This is a genomic window from Polyangium sorediatum (assembly GCF_029946465.1).
Lineage (GTDB): Bacteria > Myxococcota_A > Polyangia > Polyangiales > Polyangiaceae > Polyangium > Polyangium fumosum.
Genome location: NZ_JARZHI010000023.1, coordinates 1 through 16,950, shown reverse-complemented (window position 1 = coordinate 16,950; position 16,950 = coordinate 1). Strand labels below are relative to the sequence as shown.

16 protein-coding genes and 1 pseudogene are annotated in these 16,950 nt (G+C 68.4%); 12 read left to right on the top strand and 5 right to left on the bottom strand.

Going from position 1 to position 16,950, the window contains the following annotated elements; all coding sequences use genetic code 11:
• The first annotated feature begins 111 nt into the window (after positions 1–111).
• The 3 genes from QHF89_RS24660 to QHF89_RS24650 all read left to right on the top strand — a co-directional run bounded on the left by QHF89_RS24660 (position 112) and on the right by QHF89_RS24650 (position 3,070).
• A complete protein-coding gene (locus QHF89_RS24660; RefSeq protein WP_136932412.1) occupies positions 112–708 on the top strand; it encodes a hypothetical protein in 597 nt (198 codons plus the stop codon).
• A gap of 229 nt (positions 709–937) precedes the next feature.
• Positions 938–1,501, top strand: coding sequence for a hypothetical protein (locus QHF89_RS24655; protein ID WP_136932413.1), 564 nt, complete (start codon positions 938–940; stop codon positions 1,499–1,501).
• Positions 1,502–1,609: 108 nt separating this feature from the next.
• Positions 1,610–3,070 carry a vWA domain-containing protein gene (locus QHF89_RS24650; protein ID WP_136967797.1) on the top strand — a complete coding sequence of 487 codons (1,461 nt, stop codon included), beginning with the start codon at positions 1,610–1,612 and terminating at the stop codon, positions 3,068–3,070.
• 12 nt (positions 3,071–3,082) lie between these two features.
• Here QHF89_RS24650 and QHF89_RS24645 read toward each other — a convergent pair whose 3' ends face one another.
• Complete coding sequence (locus QHF89_RS24645; protein WP_136967796.1) at positions 3,083–4,480, bottom strand: aminopeptidase P family protein; 1,398 nt, start codon at positions 4,478–4,480, stop codon at positions 3,083–3,085.
• Between the two features lie 61 nt (positions 4,481–4,541).
• Here QHF89_RS24645 and QHF89_RS24640 point away from each other — a divergent pair, with 61 nt between their 5' ends.
• From QHF89_RS24640 to QHF89_RS24625, 4 genes are read left to right on the top strand one after another with little or no spacing between them, the layout of a single operon-like run.
• Complete coding sequence (locus QHF89_RS24640; protein WP_136967795.1) at positions 4,542–4,985, top strand: hypothetical protein; 444 nt, start codon at positions 4,542–4,544, stop codon at positions 4,983–4,985.
• Between the two features lie 26 nt (positions 4,986–5,011).
• Positions 5,012–5,653 carry a hypothetical protein gene (locus QHF89_RS24635; RefSeq protein WP_136967794.1) on the top strand — a complete coding sequence of 214 codons (642 nt, stop codon included), beginning with the start codon at positions 5,012–5,014 and terminating at the stop codon, positions 5,651–5,653.
• A 17-nt stretch (positions 5,654–5,670) separates the two neighbouring features.
• Entirely contained in the window at positions 5,671–6,219 is a 549-nt protein-coding gene (locus QHF89_RS24630; protein ID WP_136967793.1) for a hypothetical protein, read from the top strand.
• Between the two features lie 21 nt (positions 6,220–6,240).
• Positions 6,241–6,825, top strand: coding sequence for a hypothetical protein (locus QHF89_RS24625; RefSeq protein ID WP_136967792.1), 585 nt, complete (start codon positions 6,241–6,243; stop codon positions 6,823–6,825).
• A gap of 30 nt (positions 6,826–6,855) precedes the next feature.
• On the opposite strand, the gene QHF89_RS24620 is transcribed toward QHF89_RS24625, so the two are convergent.
• Positions 6,856–7,602 carry a hypothetical protein gene (locus QHF89_RS24620; RefSeq protein WP_136967791.1) on the bottom strand — a complete coding sequence of 249 codons (747 nt, stop codon included), beginning with the start codon at positions 7,600–7,602 and terminating at the stop codon, positions 6,856–6,858.
• A 192-nt stretch (positions 7,603–7,794) separates the two neighbouring features.
• Here QHF89_RS24620 and QHF89_RS24615 point away from each other — a divergent pair, with 192 nt between their 5' ends.
• Positions 7,795–8,277: a tellurite resistance TerB family protein gene (locus QHF89_RS24615; protein WP_136967790.1), complete on the top strand. Its 483-nt coding sequence runs from the start codon at positions 7,795–7,797 to the stop codon at positions 8,275–8,277.
• Positions 8,278–8,354: 77 nt separating this feature from the next.
• Here QHF89_RS24615 and QHF89_RS24610 read toward each other — a convergent pair whose 3' ends face one another.
• Positions 8,355–9,488, bottom strand: a complete 1,134-nt coding sequence (locus QHF89_RS24610; protein WP_284720905.1) for an NHL repeat-containing protein — start codon at positions 9,486–9,488, stop codon at positions 8,355–8,357.
• Between the two features lie 653 nt (positions 9,489–10,141).
• Between QHF89_RS24610 and QHF89_RS24605 the strand changes: the two genes are divergently transcribed.
• On the top strand, positions 10,142–10,660 hold the full coding sequence (locus QHF89_RS24605) for a hypothetical protein (protein WP_136967787.1): 519 nt from the start codon (positions 10,142–10,144) through the stop codon (positions 10,658–10,660).
• A gap of 57 nt (positions 10,661–10,717) precedes the next feature.
• On the opposite strand, the gene QHF89_RS24600 is transcribed toward QHF89_RS24605, so the two are convergent.
• Together QHF89_RS24600 and QHF89_RS24595 are read right to left on the bottom strand one after the other, a co-directional pair.
• Positions 10,718–11,512 (bottom strand): hypothetical protein, encoded by a 795-nt coding sequence (locus tag QHF89_RS24600; protein ID WP_136967786.1) that lies wholly within the window; start codon positions 11,510–11,512, stop codon positions 10,718–10,720.
• A 66-nt stretch (positions 11,513–11,578) separates the two neighbouring features.
• Entirely contained in the window at positions 11,579–12,385 is an 807-nt protein-coding gene (locus QHF89_RS24595) for a hypothetical protein (protein ID WP_136967785.1), read from the bottom strand.
• Positions 12,386–12,968: 583 nt separating this feature from the next.
• Between QHF89_RS24595 and QHF89_RS24590 the strand changes: the two genes are divergently transcribed.
• The 3 genes and pseudogenes from QHF89_RS24590 to QHF89_RS24580 form a co-directional block, all read left to right on the top strand.
• Entirely contained in the window at positions 12,969–15,260 is a 2,292-nt protein-coding gene (locus QHF89_RS24590; RefSeq protein ID WP_136967784.1) for a bifunctional metallophosphatase/5'-nucleotidase, read from the top strand.
• Entirely contained in the window at positions 15,257–16,702 is a 1,446-nt protein-coding gene (locus tag QHF89_RS24585) for a hypothetical protein (RefSeq protein WP_284720904.1), read from the top strand. The genes QHF89_RS24590 and QHF89_RS24585 overlap by 4 nt, the downstream gene beginning before the upstream one ends.
• A 29-nt stretch (positions 16,703–16,731) precedes the next feature.
• A pseudogene (locus tag QHF89_RS24580) lies at positions 16,732–16,950 on the top strand (flagellar biosynthetic protein FliO); the annotation flags it as partial.

The following is a 16,950-nucleotide window of genomic DNA, read 5'->3' as shown; positions in this document are numbered from 1 at the left end:
TCCACCCCCATCGGGGGGCAGCATTCGAATCACGTTCGTGATAAATGTGGAATCGTGATGTCGGCCTCGGGGGGTCGACATTCCGAGGCGGAGCCGCACGGGAGGATCCCCATGGAGAAGGTCTCGCTGACGTACTTCGTCGACTTCGTGTTGAGATCTGGGACACCCAAGCTGACCGGCGTCCGCGAATACAAAGAACGCAAGGACGAGCTGAGCACGGATTTTTATCGCCCGATCCGGGAAGGCATCGTGGCCATGCACCGGCGCGGCGAGTGCGAATCCGTCCTCGACACGGTCCTCGCGGCGCAGACCGACGAGAAGCGACGGCGTATCTATCCCCACGTCATCGGCGGATACCGGAAGTTCTTGGCCTCGGGCGACAAGCGATGGTTCGAGCCCCCGCGCGGCGCAATGAAGCTCGGCGACCTGGAGATCAACCTGAACCCCGAGGTCGGCTTCGTGATCGACAAGAGGCCCCACCTCGTCAAGCTCTATTTCCGCCAGGAGCCGCTCGCCGCGAAGCGCAGCGCCGTGGCCCTCGCGCTCCTCACGAGCGGGCTCTCACGCTTCTATCCGAATCACGTGATCACGATGCTCGACGTGCCGCGCGCGAAGCTCCACACCGCGAAGGACGTGCCGAATCCACGCCTCGACGTGCTCCTGCGCGGCGAAGCAGCCGCGTTCTCGACGATGTACGAAGCCCTGTGACGCGAAAGGGCGGCCCGTAAGGGGTGGTCGCTCCACTTTCCTGGGCGCGTCGATTTCCACGCTGGATCGTGTTGACTTGGACGAATCGGCTCCGTTGTTGGGGTCCGCACGGACATTTTTCGTCAGAGGAAATCTGCCATGGCCCGTCGGCGCGGGGGGATCCGTGGTATGGAAGCCTGTGCCGGTAACCCATACGGCAGCTTGGTCTTGAAGATGTGGCGGAGGGATCATGAATAGAATCTCGCTGACGGGATTCGTGGACTTCGTGCTCGAAGCTGGCGCGGGCGGCGACGGGGATCCGCTGAAGGAGCGCAAGGGAGATTCGGCCCCCGATTATTATCATCCGCTTCGCGACGCGATCGTGCAGATGCACCGCGAGGATCTGCTGCCCGCGACGCTCGACGCGGCGATCACGCGCGAGCCGAGCGAGAAGAAGCGCCGCGTGTTCGCGCGCGTCATCGAGGGCTACCGGCGCTTCCTCGCCACGGGGACCATGAAATGGTTCGATCCGCCCCGGACCAGCTATCGCATGGGCGCCCACAACGTCGATGTGGCCCCGGAGCTCGGGCTCGCGATCGACGAGACGCCCCACGTGATCAAGATGTACTTCCGCGGCGAGCCGCTCACGCCCCGCCGCACGAGCGTGATGCTCAGCCTTCTCGCAGGCCGCCTCGGGCGCATTTGCCCCGGGCACGTCTTCGCCGTGCTCGACGTCCGCCACGGCAAGCTGCACGCCGTGAGCACGCCGGAAGAGCGCTTCGGCATCCTGCGCGCCTCGAACGAAGGCCGCTGACGCGGGGCCGGCCGCCCGGCCTGCCGTTCGGTGGATCTTTGCGGGCCGTGGTACGTCTGTAGAGGCCCCGCGCGCGCCCTTCTCCCAGCGCCGGGTCGAGGTCCCCCGATGAAGGTCCAAAGCGTCGCCCTCCTGAGCGCCCTCGGCATGCTGGTGTCGGGTTCGTCCGTGTACCTCCTCGCCCCCGCCACCTCGGGCGCCACGACGCTCGGCGCAGCCCCGGAGGCGCAGCTCGGCGACGTGGCGCCCGCGACGGCGGCCCAGGACGTCGCCGCGACCTTCAGCACGGGCACGACGCTGCGGATGGAGGGCCGGCTCGGGCACGGGCGGCTCGAACAAGGCGGGGCGCGGACGACGTACGTGATGGTCGAGGTCCACGCCGACGGGGCGGAGGACGGGAAACGCGTCGCCGAGAACCACCTGGCGATCGTGATCGATCGCTCGGGCTCGATGAAAGGCGACAGGCTCCCGCGGGCGCTCGCGGCGGCGAACGCGGCCGTCGATCGCCTCGAAGACGGCGATCGGGTCAGCGTGATCTCGTTCGACACGCGCCCCACGACCGACGTCTCCATGACCACCGTGAACACCTCGACCCGCCAGGCCATCCGGTCCGCGATCCAGAACATCGCCCTCGGCGGCGACACCTGCATCTCGTGCGGGATCCAGGCCGGCGTCGACGAGCTGCGCCGGAGCGAAAGCGCGGCGGATCGAATGATCGTGCTCAGCGACGGCGACGCGACGGCCGGCGTGCGTGACGTCCCGGGCTTCGAGTCCATCGCCCGGTCGGCCCGCGACGCCGGGATCGGCGTGAGCACGATCGGCGTGGGCACGTCCTACAACCAGAAGATCATGGGCGCGATCGCGCTGCACTCGGGCGGGCGCCACCATTTCATCGAGGACGCCGCCTCGCTCGAGCGCGTCTTCCTCGCCGAGGCCGACAAGCTGCGCAAGACCGTCGCCGTCTCGGCCGCCGTGACCGTCGATCTCGCCGAAGGCGTCACGCTGGCGCGCGTCTTCGATCGCTCGTTCAGCCGCAATGGGCAGCGCCTCACGGTCCCGCTCGGCAACTTCTCCGCGGGCGACACGAAGACGTTGCTGCTCGAACTTCGCGTCCCCGCCGACGCGGAAGGGATCACGCCCGTGGCCGACGTGCGCCTCCGGTTCGACGATCGGAAGACGGGCGGGGAAGGCTCGTGCAGCGGCAAGCTCGACGTGCGTATCGGCGCGGACGGGGAGGCGGGCTCGGAGCTCGATCCGATCATCGCGACGCGCATCGAGCGGACCCGAACGGCCGACACGCTCGACGCCGTGAACGATCTCCTGGAGCAAGGTCGCACCGAGGAGGCCGAGGCCAAGCTCGCGGCGCAGGAGAAGTCGCTGCGCGAGGTGACCGAGCGGGCGAGGCGCGCGGGGGGAGGGACCAAAGGCGAGGTGCTCGCCCAGGATCTGGAGGAGCAGACGAGCACGATCGCGGGCGCGAAGAAGGACGTCGCGGCGAAGCCGAAGGGGATCGACAAGGCCCGCGCGCAGCGGAAGTACGTGGAAGCGGCGAACCCTTACCGCGACTGAAAGCGCTCGGGATCAGCCGCGCATCGCGGCTTCGACCTCGGACGCGTCCTTCGGGACGAGCGCGGTGAGCACCTCGGGATCCCCGTTCGTGCACAGAACATCGTCCTCGATGCGGATGCCGCGCACGTCGGCGTACCGCGCGAGCACATCGCGGCGCAGATCGTCGCCGACCGCGCCGACGTACCGCGCGTCGCCGAGGATCGCCGGGACCTGGTAAAACCCGGGCTCGATCGTCACGGCCATGCCGGGCGCGAGGTCCCGATCGAGCCGCAGGTAGCAATCGCCGAACGCCTTCGAGCGCACGCGGCCCGGCGCGTAACCCGCGCGATCGCCGAGGTCTTCCATGTCGTGCACGTCGAGCCCGAGCAGGTGGCCGATGCCGTGCGGGAAGAAGATCGCGGCCGCGCCGCGCTCGAGCAGGCCGCTCGGATCGCCGCGGAAGATCCCGAGGTGGCAGAGGCCCTCGACGACGACGCGCTTGGCCGTCTCGTGCACCTCGCGGTACCGGACGCCGGGCCGAACCTTGGCCACGGCGGCGCGCTGGGCCGCGAGCACGACGTCGTAGATCGCGCGCTGCGTGGGGGAAAACGTGCCCGAGACGGGCCAGGTCCGCGTGATGTCGCCGGCGAACCCCTCGGGCGTCTCGCCGCCCACGTCGGCGAGCAAGAGGTCGCCCGCGGCGAGCGCGCCGTGGTGGTGCTCGTTGTGCAGCACCTCCCCGTGGACCGTGACGATCGGACCATAAGCGTCCTCGAAGCCCTCGCGCCGCAACGAGCCGATCATCACGCCTGCGACCTCCGCCTCCGTGCCGCCCGGGCGCGTCGCGCGCATGCCCGCGAGGTGCGCCCGCGCGCTCGCTTGACCCGCGGCGCGGAGCTGCGTGATCGCGGCCTCGTCGTGGCGCAGGCGCAGCGCGATCATCGCCTCGGCCAGCGCTTCGTCGGGGCTGCCCGCGTCGAGTTTGTCCCCGCCCGAGGCCGTGATCACGCGACCGAGCCGGGCCGAGAGCCACGCGGCGCTGCGCGCGTCCTCGGTCGGCAACGTCGCCACGGGCGCGCCGAGATCCCGCAGCGCCGCATCCAGGTCGGCGAGCGCGCGGACCTCGTCGACGGCGAGCGCCCTGCGCATCTCCTCGAACGACGGCCGTGGCCCGTGCCAGAGCGCGTCGCCTTCGGCTTCGGGCTCCGCGAACAGGATCTGCCGGTCCCGCGTGACGAGCAGGGCCGCGCCCGCGATGTGCTCGCCGACGAGGTACAGGAAGTGGCTCTTGGCGCGGAACGGGTAGGTGTTCGCGCGGTACTGGCGCGCGGGGGGCAGGCCGGCCGCGAGCAGCGCCGGGTTCGGCGAGCGCTCGGCGAGGGCGCGGCGACGGGCGACGAAGACGGAGGACGGGGTGCGCGGGGAGAGCATGGATCCGAGTATAGCCTCGCCTTGAAGCGGCCAGGGAAAACGGCTAGACACGCGCCGTCCCATGAAAATCCTGGCTTCCCTGACCCTGACGCTTATCGCGCCGACCCTCGCCCTCGGCTGCGCCTCGACGCAGCCCCCGACCGACGGAGCGGCCCCCACCACCACGGTCCCCACCGCCACGGTCCCCCCGGAGCCGGCGCCCACGGCCGAGCCCGCGCCGACGGACAAACCGACGGGCACGGAGGCGCCTCCGCCCGAGGAGAGGCCCGCGGGCCGGCTCGCGTTCCAGGCGTGCTCGGAGGAGTCGCGCAAGCAAGCGGGGTGTACCAAGGAGATGCGGCCCGTCTGCGGCGAGATGGACAACGGCATCCGCTGCATCAAGGCGCCCTGCCCCTCCACCACGCCGCGCACGTTCTCGAACGCGTGCATGGCGTGCGTCGAGCCGAAGGTGACCGGCTACTGGCCCATGTCCTGCGAGGACATGAACAAGCCCACGGCGCCCTGAACCCAGGCAGAAGCGGAGGGGTCATCATGCGTGAAACACGGGGACTCGGTTCCTTCCGAAGGGTTCTCTCGGCGGCGCTCGCCGGGCTCGGCGTGACGCTCGCCTCGCTTGGCGGGGGCTGCCAGAGCGAAACGGCGTCGTATTGCGAGACGCGCTGCGATTGTCAGGGATGCAGCCAGCGCGAGACCGAAGATTGCACCGACGACGTGGAGGACGCCGAGCGCCTCGCGGAGCACGATGGCTGCGCGAGCATGTATTCGGTGTACCTCACGTGTTACGTCGACGAAGGGAGCTGCGAGAACGGCGCCTTCATCACGTCGAGCTGCGCGGCCGCGGCCGACGCGCTCCGGGCTTGTTCGCAGCGGTCGTCGACGTTCATCAAGACGCCCTGCCAGGAAGAGCGCGCGAAGCGCGAGTCCTGCGGGCTCAGCGGCGGTGGCTCCTCGACGTGCACGGGCGGGGACGAGTGCGCGGCGTATTGCGGGCTCTCGGCGAGCTGCGACGATCTCTCGAACCCGCAGCCGAATTCACCTTACGTCAATTGCGTGATCGCCTGCTCGGAATCGGGATCGAGCTCAGGCGTCGGCGGCTCGGGCGCGGGCGTCGGCGGCTCGGGCGTCGGCGGCGCGGGCATCGGCGGCTCGGGCGACGGCGGCGGAAGTCCGTGAAGGGGAGGAGAAAACCGATGGAAACGAAGAATCGGCAGGGGGTTCGCGGTCGTCCCTCCCCGCTCGCGAGGATCGGCGCGTGGCTCGCCCTCGGCGTGGGGTTTGCGTCGTTCGCCGGATCGGCGGGCGGTTGCAGCCCCGGGGCCTCGGAGATCTGCGAGCTCAAGTGCGCGTGCCAGGGTTGCACCGAGGCGGAGCGCGACGATTGCATCGCCGACATCGAGAGCACGGTGACGCTGGCCGAGAGCAAGGGCTGCACGTCGCAATACGACGCGTGGCTCGTCTGCGTCGAGAGCGAGGCCGAGTGCCGGGAGGGGGACACGTTCGCCTTCGACGGCTGCGACATCGAAGAGGACGCGCTCGCGGAGTGCGGCGGCGGCAACCAGTGCAGCGCGGCGGCCCGGAAGCTCTGCAACGAATGCAACTTCGTCTGCTCGGACCCGGACCCGGACAAATGCACGGGTCGATACGCGTGTGAATCGGCGTGCATCGTGAATGCGACGTGCGCGGAGATCGCGAGCCCCACGCCGGGCGGCACGTTCGACACCTGCATGCAGGGGTGCTGAAGCCCGAGAATACGATTCGTCATGGCATTGCTTTCCTTCTCTGCCCGCTTCGCTTGCATCGCCCTCTCGACCGCGTTGGTCTCCCTCGGCTGCGGCGCCAAGGTCGTCATCGACCCTGAGCCGTCGGCCGAGGAGCCGCCGCCCGATCTCACGCCGCCTCCGTGCGGGCGTGACCCGCTCACCGCGCCCCCGCCCGACGACGCCGTGGGGCGCCTCCGGTATGGGTTCGCCTCCAAGTGGCGGGGCATGGCGACGACCCCGCCCGGCTGGGTTCCGTACGACGAGTATCCCGTCGAAATCGCGTTCGACGCGCTCGGCCGATACGAGGCCAAGTGCCTGTTCGACGAATGCGTGGCCTTCTATTACGGGACGCCCTCGCCCGTCCCCGACCAGACCTACGAGATCGCCGGCGTCCTCGACGACGGCACGGGTGTCGGCAAGATCCGCATTTCCTTCGCGAGCACGTCGGGCAGCGTCGAGACGGGCGACCTCGCGGAGATCCGCCTGAGCGAGGATCTCGAGCACCTCACGTTCGCGTTTTTCCCGTCGTGGAACAGCAAGAAGATCGAGCCCGTCCGGTACGACCTGCGCTGCGTGTCGGAGTAAAAGGTCGCGGCCCGCGCGGGTCCGTCGTCGTCACTGGCTCGCCGGCGCGATCAGGATCCGCGTGTCGATCGCGAACGCGCCTTCCCACCCATCGGTGATCGAAGAGAGCTCGACCCTCAGGGAGGGCGTGGACCATCGCGCGTCGAGCAGATAACGCGAGGCGAGCTCGCTCTTGCCATCTTCCTGCACGCGTCCGCCCTTGCGAACGCTCTTCGGCGCGCCGAAGAGGAGCGTCAAATCCTTCATCGTCGCATGCGCCATGGCGGCGACGTCACGCATCGCTTGCTCGTGCGCGTCCGGCGACGCTCCGCCCAGCGTGTTCTCGTCGGCGGCGCGGTGCTCCTCGAAGGACAGGCGCGAGAGACGGCCGCTCGTGAGGTCGAATTTCCAATCACCTGCAAGCCCGTTGACCGTCGCATGGAAGTGCCAGTCCCCGTCGCTATCGGTCTCGGCGCTCAACGGATCGTGCTCCAAGGCGCGGACGATCTCTTCGCGCGTCATACCGAGCCGGATCTCGCCGTTCTGGAGCTTCTGAAACAAGTCGATCCCGGATGGGGTCACCCGGCGCCATCCGAGCGTGCTCCGGATCTTCATCGCGGATGGGGTGGGCGGCGACGGCGACGTCAGCGTCGGCGACGGCGTCGACGTCGGCGGCGGCGTCGGCGTGAGGGGGACGTCGGGCGCGGCTGCGGGGGCGGGTGGCGGCGACGAAGGTGCCGGTGGGGACGCGCAGCCGAAGCCGAGCACCCATGCGATGAGCAAGTATTGGCGGCGCATCAAGCGATATCCTGGAGGTACTCTGCCATCATTCCTCCCGGTCGTATAGGTCACGAGCGGCCGCGCGGGGAGCTGGTTCCATCCGGCGCGCGTGGCGCACGCGTGTTGACATCCACGGCGACACACGGGAAAAGGTACCAGCCTGGCGGCCTGCACGAGACGGCGACCGCCGAGGCACCGAGGTGTGAATTCATGAAGACCAATCGAGAGCGCGGGCTTTTGTGGCTGTTCAAGGACAAAGCCGGCTTCGGCGCGATTCCATCGGACGACACCTTTGTATCCTATATGAAGGCGGTCCTCATCTGTGCCAATGGTGACGGTACGTTGGCGCCCGAGGAGAGGGACTGGGTCATCGATCACTTTGCTGCTTTTGGCGCACCGGAAACCTTGTTGGACGCGATGAAATCCTACAAGGCGGACGAAGACATCGAGCAGGTCATCTCGGGGACGCCGGAGGCGAATGCTTGCCGGCGCTTTCTCGTGTACGATGCGATTCGAGCTTGCAGCGCCGATGGCGAGTTCGGCGATCGGGAGAGGGCCATGGTGATCCGCATGGCAACGAAGCTCGGGCTCACGGAAGACCTGGTCCGAGAGATTGAAGCGCTCTTTCTCGAAGAAACACGAATGCGGGCGAAGCGGCTGACGCTGGTCTATCCGGAGGGGCCGCCCCTGTAGGCGGACGGCGGCGGAAGACCTCTCCTCGTGGACGCAAGCCGCGTCCACGAGGTTCTCCCTTCGCGGCCGCGCGGGCTTCAGAGGCCGCTGGCGATCAATACGACGAAGTCCTCGGGGCAGCCGATCGCGAGCTTGCCGTCGCCGAGCCACGTCACCCACTGCGGATGGTGCAACCGCGCGGTCTTCAGGTCGCCGGTCACGATGGATCCGACGGGCGAGAGCTCGCCGATGACGGTGCTGACCGCTCCGGTCGCCAGATCCACCTTGCGCACGGCGTTCGCGTTGGTGTCGGCGACGTAGAGGTGCCCCTTGCCGTCGTGGGCCGCTCCGCCCGCGCGGTTGGAGAATCGCGCCGTTTCCTTGGGGCCGTCGACGGCCGGGTCGACCGAGTTCGCGTCGCTCCCGGCGACGAACTTCCAGGTCTTGGCGGCGAGGTCGCTCTCCAGCACGAACGACGGCAAGCGATGCACCGTGTACATCGTCCCATCCGCCGGCACCCACGCGGTCAGCGTCGCGCTCGTGCCCCAGGCCTGCCAGATCCCGATGTCGGAGCTCATCAGGGTCGTCGGCGAGACACGCGCCCGCTCCCCGACGAGGATGTCCCCGGACGGCTCGACCGCGAGGGGCACCGGATTGATCAGATCATAAGGCACATCTTGATTCGAATCGGGCGTGATCTCCGCCTCGATGACGCCGCTCGCCACGTTGTACCGCGAGACCTGCCCCACGATGCCGTTCATGGTCTGGAGCCCTTGGAGCACGTAGACCGAGTTGCCGCCGCCGGTCGCCAGCGCGATGGGCTGAAAGAATTTGGCATCCACGCCGTTGTCGTCGGGGGCGGTGGTCATGACGCCGGTATTCACGTCGATCTTGTGGATGGCATCACGACGGTCGGCGACATAAAGCGTCGGCGCGAGATAGACCATCCCTCCGACATCGCGGAGCCGCGAGGTCCCCTTGGGGCCATCGACGTCTCCCGCCTCGCCCACCGCGCCCGCGAGCACTTCGACCGTGCCGCCGGGCGTGCCCCCGCCCGTATCGCCCCCGCTGCCGCCCGCGCCGGCGCTGCCACCCATCCCACCCATCCCGCCAGCGCCGCCGCTTGCGCCCGTGCCACCGGTGATCTCGCCGGAGCCGCCGCCGCATGCCACAAGCGTCGCCAGCGCGGCGATCAAGATCCCGCCGGACGCTCCTCGATGAACGTTGTTCATGAAACGATGACCTCTGTTCCGCAGTGAAGAATCGAGACGTTTGTCCCGGAGCGCAGCAATGACGCGGCTCCGGGGTTCTGGAATGCGCAGCTTGCCGGAGAAGGGTCCGCCGTGCTCGCGCTTTTGGTGTCGTCCTGGGCGTGCGGGCGCGACCCGCTCCCCGCGTCCGCGCCCTCCCCTCTCCGTGCCCGAGCCCTCGGCGACCGAGCCCGAGCCTCCTCCCATCGCGTCCTCCCCCTCGGCAACCGCCTCCGCACCCTCGGCAACCGCCTCCGCACCCTCGGCAACCGCCTCCGCACCCTCGGCAACCGCCTCCGCACCCTCGGCAACCGCGTCTTCGCCCTTGGCAACGGTGTCCGAGCGATCCCCATCGGATGCTCTCGCCCTCGACCCTCGCGTCTTCGCCCTCGACAACCGCGTCCTCACCCTTGGCAACCGCGTCCTCACCCTTGCCAACCGCGTCCGCGCGATTGCCCCTCTCCTCCTGGACCTCCGGAGCCGCGTCCGCGCGGTTCCCCCACCACGACCTGGCCCTCCACGCGGCCGTCGACGGAGCAAAGGTTCCGCCGATGACAGCATCCAACCCCTGCTCACCTTGCGGCCACCCCACAACGCCCGCTCCTTGCCATGAAGGTGCGAGCATGGAGGTTTTCATGAACGACACGATCGCTCCCTATATGGGCCCCAGCAGCATCGACGTTTCGAATGTTCGCCCGAAGCTCGTGGACCTTGCCAATGGCAAGTTCGCGGGCGCGCAGCGCGAGAAGGATGGTTTTCCGGAGGTCTTTGACGAACTCTCGAAGGCCATCCCGCAGTACGGCGAAACCCTCGGCATTCACCCCAGCATGTGGGAGAGGGTCGTCGACAAGACCGCCACGCTCGACGAGATCCGAGCGCTCAAAAAGGATGTCCTCAAGCTCGCCGAGGTCCTCCAGGAGAGCGAGGTCTACTACGAGGACGCGCGCGAGGCCGACATCAGCCGTATCGGCGGATTCGTCGACGCCACCATCCTGCACGGCGACCCGTCCGTGCAGGCGGCCTTCCAAAAGACCCTGGAGTACCGCTCCCGGTACGCGAAGAAGGCCGCCGACCAGCGCCGCAAGAACAAGCAAGCGCGCACCGAAACCACTCCCGCGCCCGCCACGGAAGCCAAGGCCCCGCCCCACACCTGAGCGCTCCCCCCGCCTGCTGACGCCTTGCCGCCTCCGCTTGCGTTCCCGCCTCCGCCGTTAGGACGGCTCCTCGGGGATCTCGGGCGAGCCGGGCCAGGTGATGCCCACCATTTGAAGCCTGCGCTGGACGCCGAGCACGCGCTTCGGGTCGGGCGTGGGGACAAGGAGCGTCTCGAGCTCGGCGGGCGTGAACTCCGTGGGGCCCTTCTGCGCGCGGTCGACCACCGCGTCCATGACCGCGTGGGCGGGGGCGTCTTGCGGGCGGTCGTGGTACGTCACGATCCACCCGGGGCGTGGACGATACGACTCACACGACAGCGGCAAGAGCCGCCCCTTGTGGAGCAAGCCCCACGCGGCCAGCCGGACGGCGCCGATGGCCGTCGGCTTGTCGAAGAGCAAGCCTCCCACGCGATCGCCGTGAAGCCAGAAGCCCACGCCCGCATCCCTCTCCTGATGCTCCGGCCCCACGTTGAGCCTGCTGACGGCGAGCACAAACGTGGGCTCGAGCTCGGCGGGGAGCCCTGGCACGGCTCCACGCACGTCGTCCGGGCCGCCGGTCACGGCGTCGACCGAAAGGCCGAGCTGCTCGATCGGACCCCACCCGAGCTCGTACGCGAGGCCAACGACGCCTGCCTCGGTCCACGCCACGACCTCGTAGTTTCCGCATACGTCGTCGTTGAGGAAGGCCCCTCGCTGGAGGTCGCCCTCCCAAAACGCGACGGCGGCGGCCGGGAAGCTAAAGCGCCCGACCCTGTAGAGCCTGCTTTCCACGTACGCGCGCAGCGCGGCGCGCACGATGGCGTCTCGGTCGAAGACGAGGCGTCCAAAGCAAGGGGTGGCCCGTTCGATCATGGTGTTTCGCCTAGGCCCCGTCCGTCTCGGCGTCAACGGGCCCGCCACCTGCGTCGACCGGCCGCGTCACGGCGTGTAGGGCGGAACCTTGTTGATCTGCACCACCTCTTTTTCCGGCGGGACCTTGTAATATAGAAAGCGGTTGAGCCTCCGCGAGATGACGGCCGCGTTTTTGTACGCGTTCGTGCCCCACGGGCAACTGCGCAGGTCCCTCCTGGGCACCACGTGGTGCACCTGCGCGGCATCAGGGTCATTTTCAGGCGTGTCTTGAGCAGCCGGATCTTTGAGGATGAGCTCCTCGGTGCACATCGTTGGCTTGCAGTTCTCATCCTTGCAAGGCCACGTGAAGCCCGCGAGATCGGAGTGGATCTTGCCGCCGTGCGCCTTGCGGTTGACCTGGAGGATCCACTCCCTCTGGTCGAGGGTCATGCCGTCGGCGCCGACTTGGCCGCTGGAGCAGTAGAAGCCTTTGTCCGGTTTGATGGGCGTGACCTCGACCAAGTTCCGGTACGGACCGTTCACCTCCGTCGGGACGGTCTTGATCTCGATGAGCGACGACTGGAGCGGCGCGTCCTCATAGGTGATCGGGATCTTGTTCGCGGGATCCGAGCCGACCTGGAGCGAGTAGTCCTCCGTGCCGGCAACGGGCTGGCACGTGTAGCCTTTGTCGTACGGCGCATTTCCCGACACCTCGCCGATCTTCACGGCATCGGCACACGCCGCCTCCCACGTCCTGTAGAAGCAGTCGAACGTACCGGCCTCGGACATGTAACAAGCGCCGCCGAACGCGGCGATGTACTTGCTCCGCAGCGCGACGTCCTCCTTCGGGTTTCCCACGAGCGGGATGCGGTAAAGCATGCACGGCTTGGGCATCGGCTCCGCGCATTCGGTCGACGTCTCGGTCGGGGTGTCGGCTGGAGTCGAGCACGAATCGGCAGGCCCCGGATCGAGAGGCCCTCCGCACGCGCCCGTCATCCATGCCCCACCGAAGCCCAACCCCAGCACGCCCAGCATTGCCGAGCGGTGTCTCGTCATTGCTTGCATGGAGTATCGAATCGCACGTTGAGCGACTGGGCGACAAGGGAGAATGAGCCTGGGGGGGCTCGCGAAACGCCCGGGAACCGAGCGTCCCATGACGGTGACCGGGGCGGCAGGAGCCGTACACGATCAGATTTCGCTTGCGGCCCCCGCCCCCGCTTGCCGCTCCCCTCCCCGCCTCCTCGCCCGTTCGCCCGATCCAACCCGCCCGTTTGTCAAGCGCTCCCTGGTGACGATTCCGTGACACCCCCTCCTCGTCACGACGCACGGCGGCACGGCCACAGGCGGCCCCCAAGAACCCCGCCGTTTTTCGGGGGCGTTCGGGCGAACCTTTGATCCTGGGCTCTTGTGGTGTGTTCACCCACCACGTTTTTCCCTTGAGCCACACGGGGCATCCTGCCTAGGTTACGCCCGCTCGATGCGCTTCCGACGCTTCTTAGCTCCTCTCTTGGCCGCGCCTCTGGTCGCGACTTTGGCCCTGGGCTCGGGCTGTGAGACGTCCGCGCCCACCCCACGCCTCAAGGGTCAGACCCACCTGACCCTGATCCACACGTCCGACATCCACTCACGGCTCTATCCGTACAACCTCCAGCTCGGCCAGGTCGACGCCGGCCTCGGGCTCGGGGAGGCGCTCAGCATCGCCAACGTGGGCGGCGCCGCGCGTATCTCGCATATCGTCGGACGGGAACGGGCCCGCGCCTCGCGCGTCCTGCACGTCGACGGCGGCGACTGCTTCCAGGGCGCGCCCGTCTTCAACTTCTTCTCCGGCGAGGCCGAGATTCGCGCCCTCAGCGCGATGGGCACCGACGCGATGCTCGTGGCGAACCACGAGTTCGATCGCGGCGCCCTGAACCTCGGCATCCAGCTCCAGAACTGGGCGAGTTTCCCCGTCCTCGCGGCGAATTACCTGCTCGAAGACCCCTCGCAGCCCGGCGCCTCGCCCCTCGGCGCCGTCCTCCAGCCCTACACGGTCTTCCACCTCGACGGGCTGCGCGTCGGCCTCATCGGCATGGGCAACCTGTCGAGCATGACCTCGATCTTCGACGCGCCGAACCGCCTCGGGATCACGCCGCTGAACACCGTCGAGGTCGCGCAGTTCTACACCGATCTCCTCCGGCCCATCGTCGACGTCGTCGTCTTCGTCACGCACCTCGGCCTCGATGTCGACGAGCGCATGCTCCAGAATACGACGGGTATCGACGTCGTGCTCGGCGGGCACAACCACATCGTGCTCCAGCCGCCGAAGCGCGTGCGCGATTGCTCGGCCAATTTCGACGCCGAGGTGAACAGCTACTACATCGAGCTGAACGACCCGAACGCGGAGACCGGCAAGATCCGGAGGTACTGCCGGCCGCGCGACGTCGTCCTCTCCCACTCCGGCGCGTTCGCGAAGTACGTGGGCCGGCTCGACCTCGTCCTCTCGAACGACCCGGCCGATTTCCCCGGCGCGTCGGGCGGGGAATCGGAGTACGATCCGGTGAACGGATTCGAGGTCGTCTCGAAGGATTATCGCCTCTTCCCGGTGACGGAGGACGTGCCGGAGGATCCGATCGTGCTCGCGACGCTCGAGCCGTATGCGCAGAGCCTCGACGCGCTGGCGAACCTCGACCTGCTCGTCGGGTATGCGCGGGACGGGTCGCGGCGCTTCTCCACGAGCGGCGGCGATTCGCCGCTCGGCAACATGATCTCCACCGCGATGTGGCTGCGCCTCGGCGTGCAGACCGATTTCTCGTTGACGAACACCACGGGCATCCGCGCCGACCTCGTCCCCGGGCCGGTGACCGTCGAGCAGATGTACAACATCTTCCCGTTCGACAACTCGATCTCGAAGATGCAGCTCTCGGGCGTCGAGGTGCAGGACCTCTTCGATTTCGTGGCGCGCAGGTCCGCCGGCCGCGGCTGCGTCTCGCAGGTGCAGATCGCGGGCGCCCGCGTCGTGATCAATTGCACGCAGCAGAAGACACCCGACAGCCCGCCCGGCGTCGCGACGAACATCTACATCGGCGCACGAAACCCCAAGGTCGCCTGCACGAGCGACGCGCAATGCCCCGACAAGGGCCTCGGGAGCTGCGACGTCGAGGCCGGCGTCTGCTGGCAGCCCTTCGATTCGCTCGCGAGCTACGAGCTCGCCACCTCGAACTACCTCGCGGCCGGCGGCAGCGGCTTCCGCGTCCTGCAGCGCAACACGACGCAGTTCGATACGCAGATCCAGCAGCGCGACGCGCTCGTCGATTACATCCGCGCAGGCGAGCCGTGTACCATCCGGCCCCCCTGCCCCGCCGACGCGAACAACAACGGGAGCCAATCCGACGAGTGCGGCAAGCTCCTCGGCCTGCCGGCGACGTGCACGAACGACGGCGTGTGTGACCACGACGAGCCCATCGGCTGCAAGGTCGACGCCGATTGCACGAAGCTCGACAAGGACTTCGTCTGCGCCTGCCCCGAGTCCGTCATCGAGGGGGATGTCTGCTCCTCCGACGCGGCCCGGCCCTGCGCCGCCGGCACCTGCGTGCTCCGGGCCTGCCGCGACGACGTCGCCGCGTTCCAGCGGGCGGTCTGCGAGAACGCGCCGACCGCCGCGATCGAGCGGGAGTGCGAGCAAGAGCTCGCGCCCTGCAGGACCGCGGGCGAGACCTGCAAGTACCTCGCTTGCGTGGATCGTTACATCGGAAACTTCTCCGATGGTCGCATCCGGATGGTCGGGCAATGAAGCTTTCCACCGCTCCGCACAGGGCATCTCTGGGCCTCGTGTCGCTCCTCGCCCTCGCGGCCTGCACCGATCAGGTCGCGCCGCCGAGCGGCGCCTCGACGTTCCGCGTGCGGATCACGCAGGTGAACGGCGCGGACGCCCCGCCGGACGACACGCCGCTGCCCGCGAACCGTGGGGATCGCGAGGACACGTGGGCGTTCGAGCTGGAGACGCTCTCGCCTTATGGGGAGCACGTCGATTTCAACGGCATGGTGCGGATCAGCATCGAGCCGGGCGTCGTCCTCAGCGTCACGGGGGACGGCGCGGCGGGCCGGAACATCCAGGTGGTGGACGGCAAAGCGCAAGGGCTCGCCACGGTGACGGCCGTGTATGGCCCGGCGCGCCTCTGGGTCGAGGATCTCGGGTATACGCCGGTGCCGCTCTCGGAAAAACCGGCCTGCTCGAACGGCAAGGACGACGACGGCGACGTGCTCATCGATTTCCCCGCCGATCCGGGGTGCGCGTTCGCGGACGACGACAACGAGGAGACGGGCACGTTCGCGGCCGGCATCTCGCCGCCGGTCCATTACGAGCTGCCGCGCATCAGCGACGTCCAGGGCTTCGGCTCGGCCACGCCCTTCCCGTACGAGGCCATCGAGATCAACACGCATCGGCCGAAGCCGCTCGTCGTGACGCGCGTGTCGAACGACGGCTTTTACGTGACGGACCTGTCGGAGCAGGCGACGGGGTACAACCACATCTTCGCGTTCAACTTCTCCACGCCGCCGGGCATGCGCGTCTGCGATCGCGTGACGTTCCTGACGGGCACCGTGGTCGAGTTCTTCGGCTTCACGGAGCTCTCGTTCCCCTCGTACGTCGTGAGTTTTCCGGTCGAGGGCGAGGACACGTGCGAGGTGCCCGAGCCGCCCGTGCTCGACGACGGCATGATCCCGAACGCGGACGCGATGGAAAAACTCGAATCCGGCCTCGTGCGGATCGAGGGGTTCCGCGTGGCCACGAAGTTCGGCCCGAAGCCCGTCGTCGACAACGTACCGGACGCGGATCACTCGAACTGTGATCTCAATGGCGACGGGCAGGTCGATTTCGCGAGCCAGGCCGAAGGCGCGTGTTCGGACGCCTGCTCCGCGGATCCCGAGTGCACGGAGTGGACGTCGTACTCGGCGCGCGGCAATTACAAGGTCTTCAAAGGCAACACGCAGATTCAGATTCAGACCGGGACCGCGGCGAGCTTCGACCCGACGGGGCACAAGGGTGAGACGCTCGACGCCGTCACCGGCACGCTGCGCAATTTCTCCGGAGGCTCGTTGAACTGGACGATCGAGACGCGGTGCCCCGACGATCTCGTATGCCAGTCGCAGGGCTGCGTGAAGGCGACCGTGCCGTCCACGAAAGCCTGCGTTCGCCTCCGGACCATCGACGACAACGATCAAGGCTCGAACTGAAGGACCCTCGATTGCCCATGCATTCCCGCATGCGACTCCGCAAGGCCGCCGGCGCCCCCCTGGCCCTGATCCCTGCTCTCCTGCTCGCGGCCGCCGGCGCATCTGCGCAGCCGGTGCCGCCGACGGATCCGGCCGCGCCGCCTGGAGGGCCGACCCCGCCGCCCGCGGAGACCGGCGCGCCGACGACCGAGGCCCCCGCCCCGCCGACGACCGAAGCACCGCCGCCGCCGCCGCCGGCACCGCCGCCC

Excerpts from the sequence above, each read along its gene's own strand:
- QHF89_RS24660 (WP_136932412.1), top strand. The coding sequence starts at position 112 with ATGGAGAAGGTCTCGCTGACGTACTTCGTCGACTTCGTGTTGAGATCT.
- QHF89_RS24655 (WP_136932413.1), top strand. The coding sequence starts at position 938 with ATGAATAGAATCTCGCTGACGGGATTCGTGGACTTCGTGCTCGAAGCT.
- QHF89_RS24650 (WP_136967797.1), top strand. The coding sequence starts at position 1,610 with ATGAAGGTCCAAAGCGTCGCCCTCCTGAGCGCCCTCGGCATGCTGGTG.
- QHF89_RS24645 (WP_136967796.1), bottom strand. The coding sequence starts at position 4,480 with ATGCTCTCCCCGCGCACCCCGTCCTCCGTCTTCGTCGCCCGTCGCCGC.
- QHF89_RS24640 (WP_136967795.1), top strand. The coding sequence starts at position 4,542 with ATGAAAATCCTGGCTTCCCTGACCCTGACGCTTATCGCGCCGACCCTC.
- QHF89_RS24635 (WP_136967794.1), top strand. The coding sequence starts at position 5,012 with ATGCGTGAAACACGGGGACTCGGTTCCTTCCGAAGGGTTCTCTCGGCG.
- QHF89_RS24630 (WP_136967793.1), top strand. The coding sequence starts at position 5,671 with ATGGAAACGAAGAATCGGCAGGGGGTTCGCGGTCGTCCCTCCCCGCTC.
- QHF89_RS24625 (WP_136967792.1), top strand. The coding sequence starts at position 6,241 with ATGGCATTGCTTTCCTTCTCTGCCCGCTTCGCTTGCATCGCCCTCTCG.
- QHF89_RS24620 (WP_136967791.1), bottom strand. The coding sequence starts at position 7,602 with ATGCGCCGCCAATACTTGCTCATCGCATGGGTGCTCGGCTTCGGCTGC.
- QHF89_RS24615 (WP_136967790.1), top strand. The coding sequence starts at position 7,795 with ATGAAGACCAATCGAGAGCGCGGGCTTTTGTGGCTGTTCAAGGACAAA.
- QHF89_RS24610 (WP_284720905.1), bottom strand. The coding sequence starts at position 9,488 with ATGAACAACGTTCATCGAGGAGCGTCCGGCGGGATCTTGATCGCCGCG.
- QHF89_RS24605 (WP_136967787.1), top strand. The coding sequence starts at position 10,142 with ATGAACGACACGATCGCTCCCTATATGGGCCCCAGCAGCATCGACGTT.
- QHF89_RS24600 (WP_136967786.1), bottom strand. The coding sequence starts at position 11,512 with ATGATCGAACGGGCCACCCCTTGCTTTGGACGCCTCGTCTTCGACCGA.
- QHF89_RS24595 (WP_136967785.1), bottom strand. The coding sequence starts at position 12,385 with ATGCCCAAGCCGTGCATGCTTTACCGCATCCCGCTCGTGGGAAACCCG.
- QHF89_RS24590 (WP_136967784.1), top strand. The coding sequence starts at position 12,969 with ATGCGCTTCCGACGCTTCTTAGCTCCTCTCTTGGCCGCGCCTCTGGTC.
- QHF89_RS24585 (WP_284720904.1), top strand. The coding sequence starts at position 15,257 with ATGAAGCTTTCCACCGCTCCGCACAGGGCATCTCTGGGCCTCGTGTCG.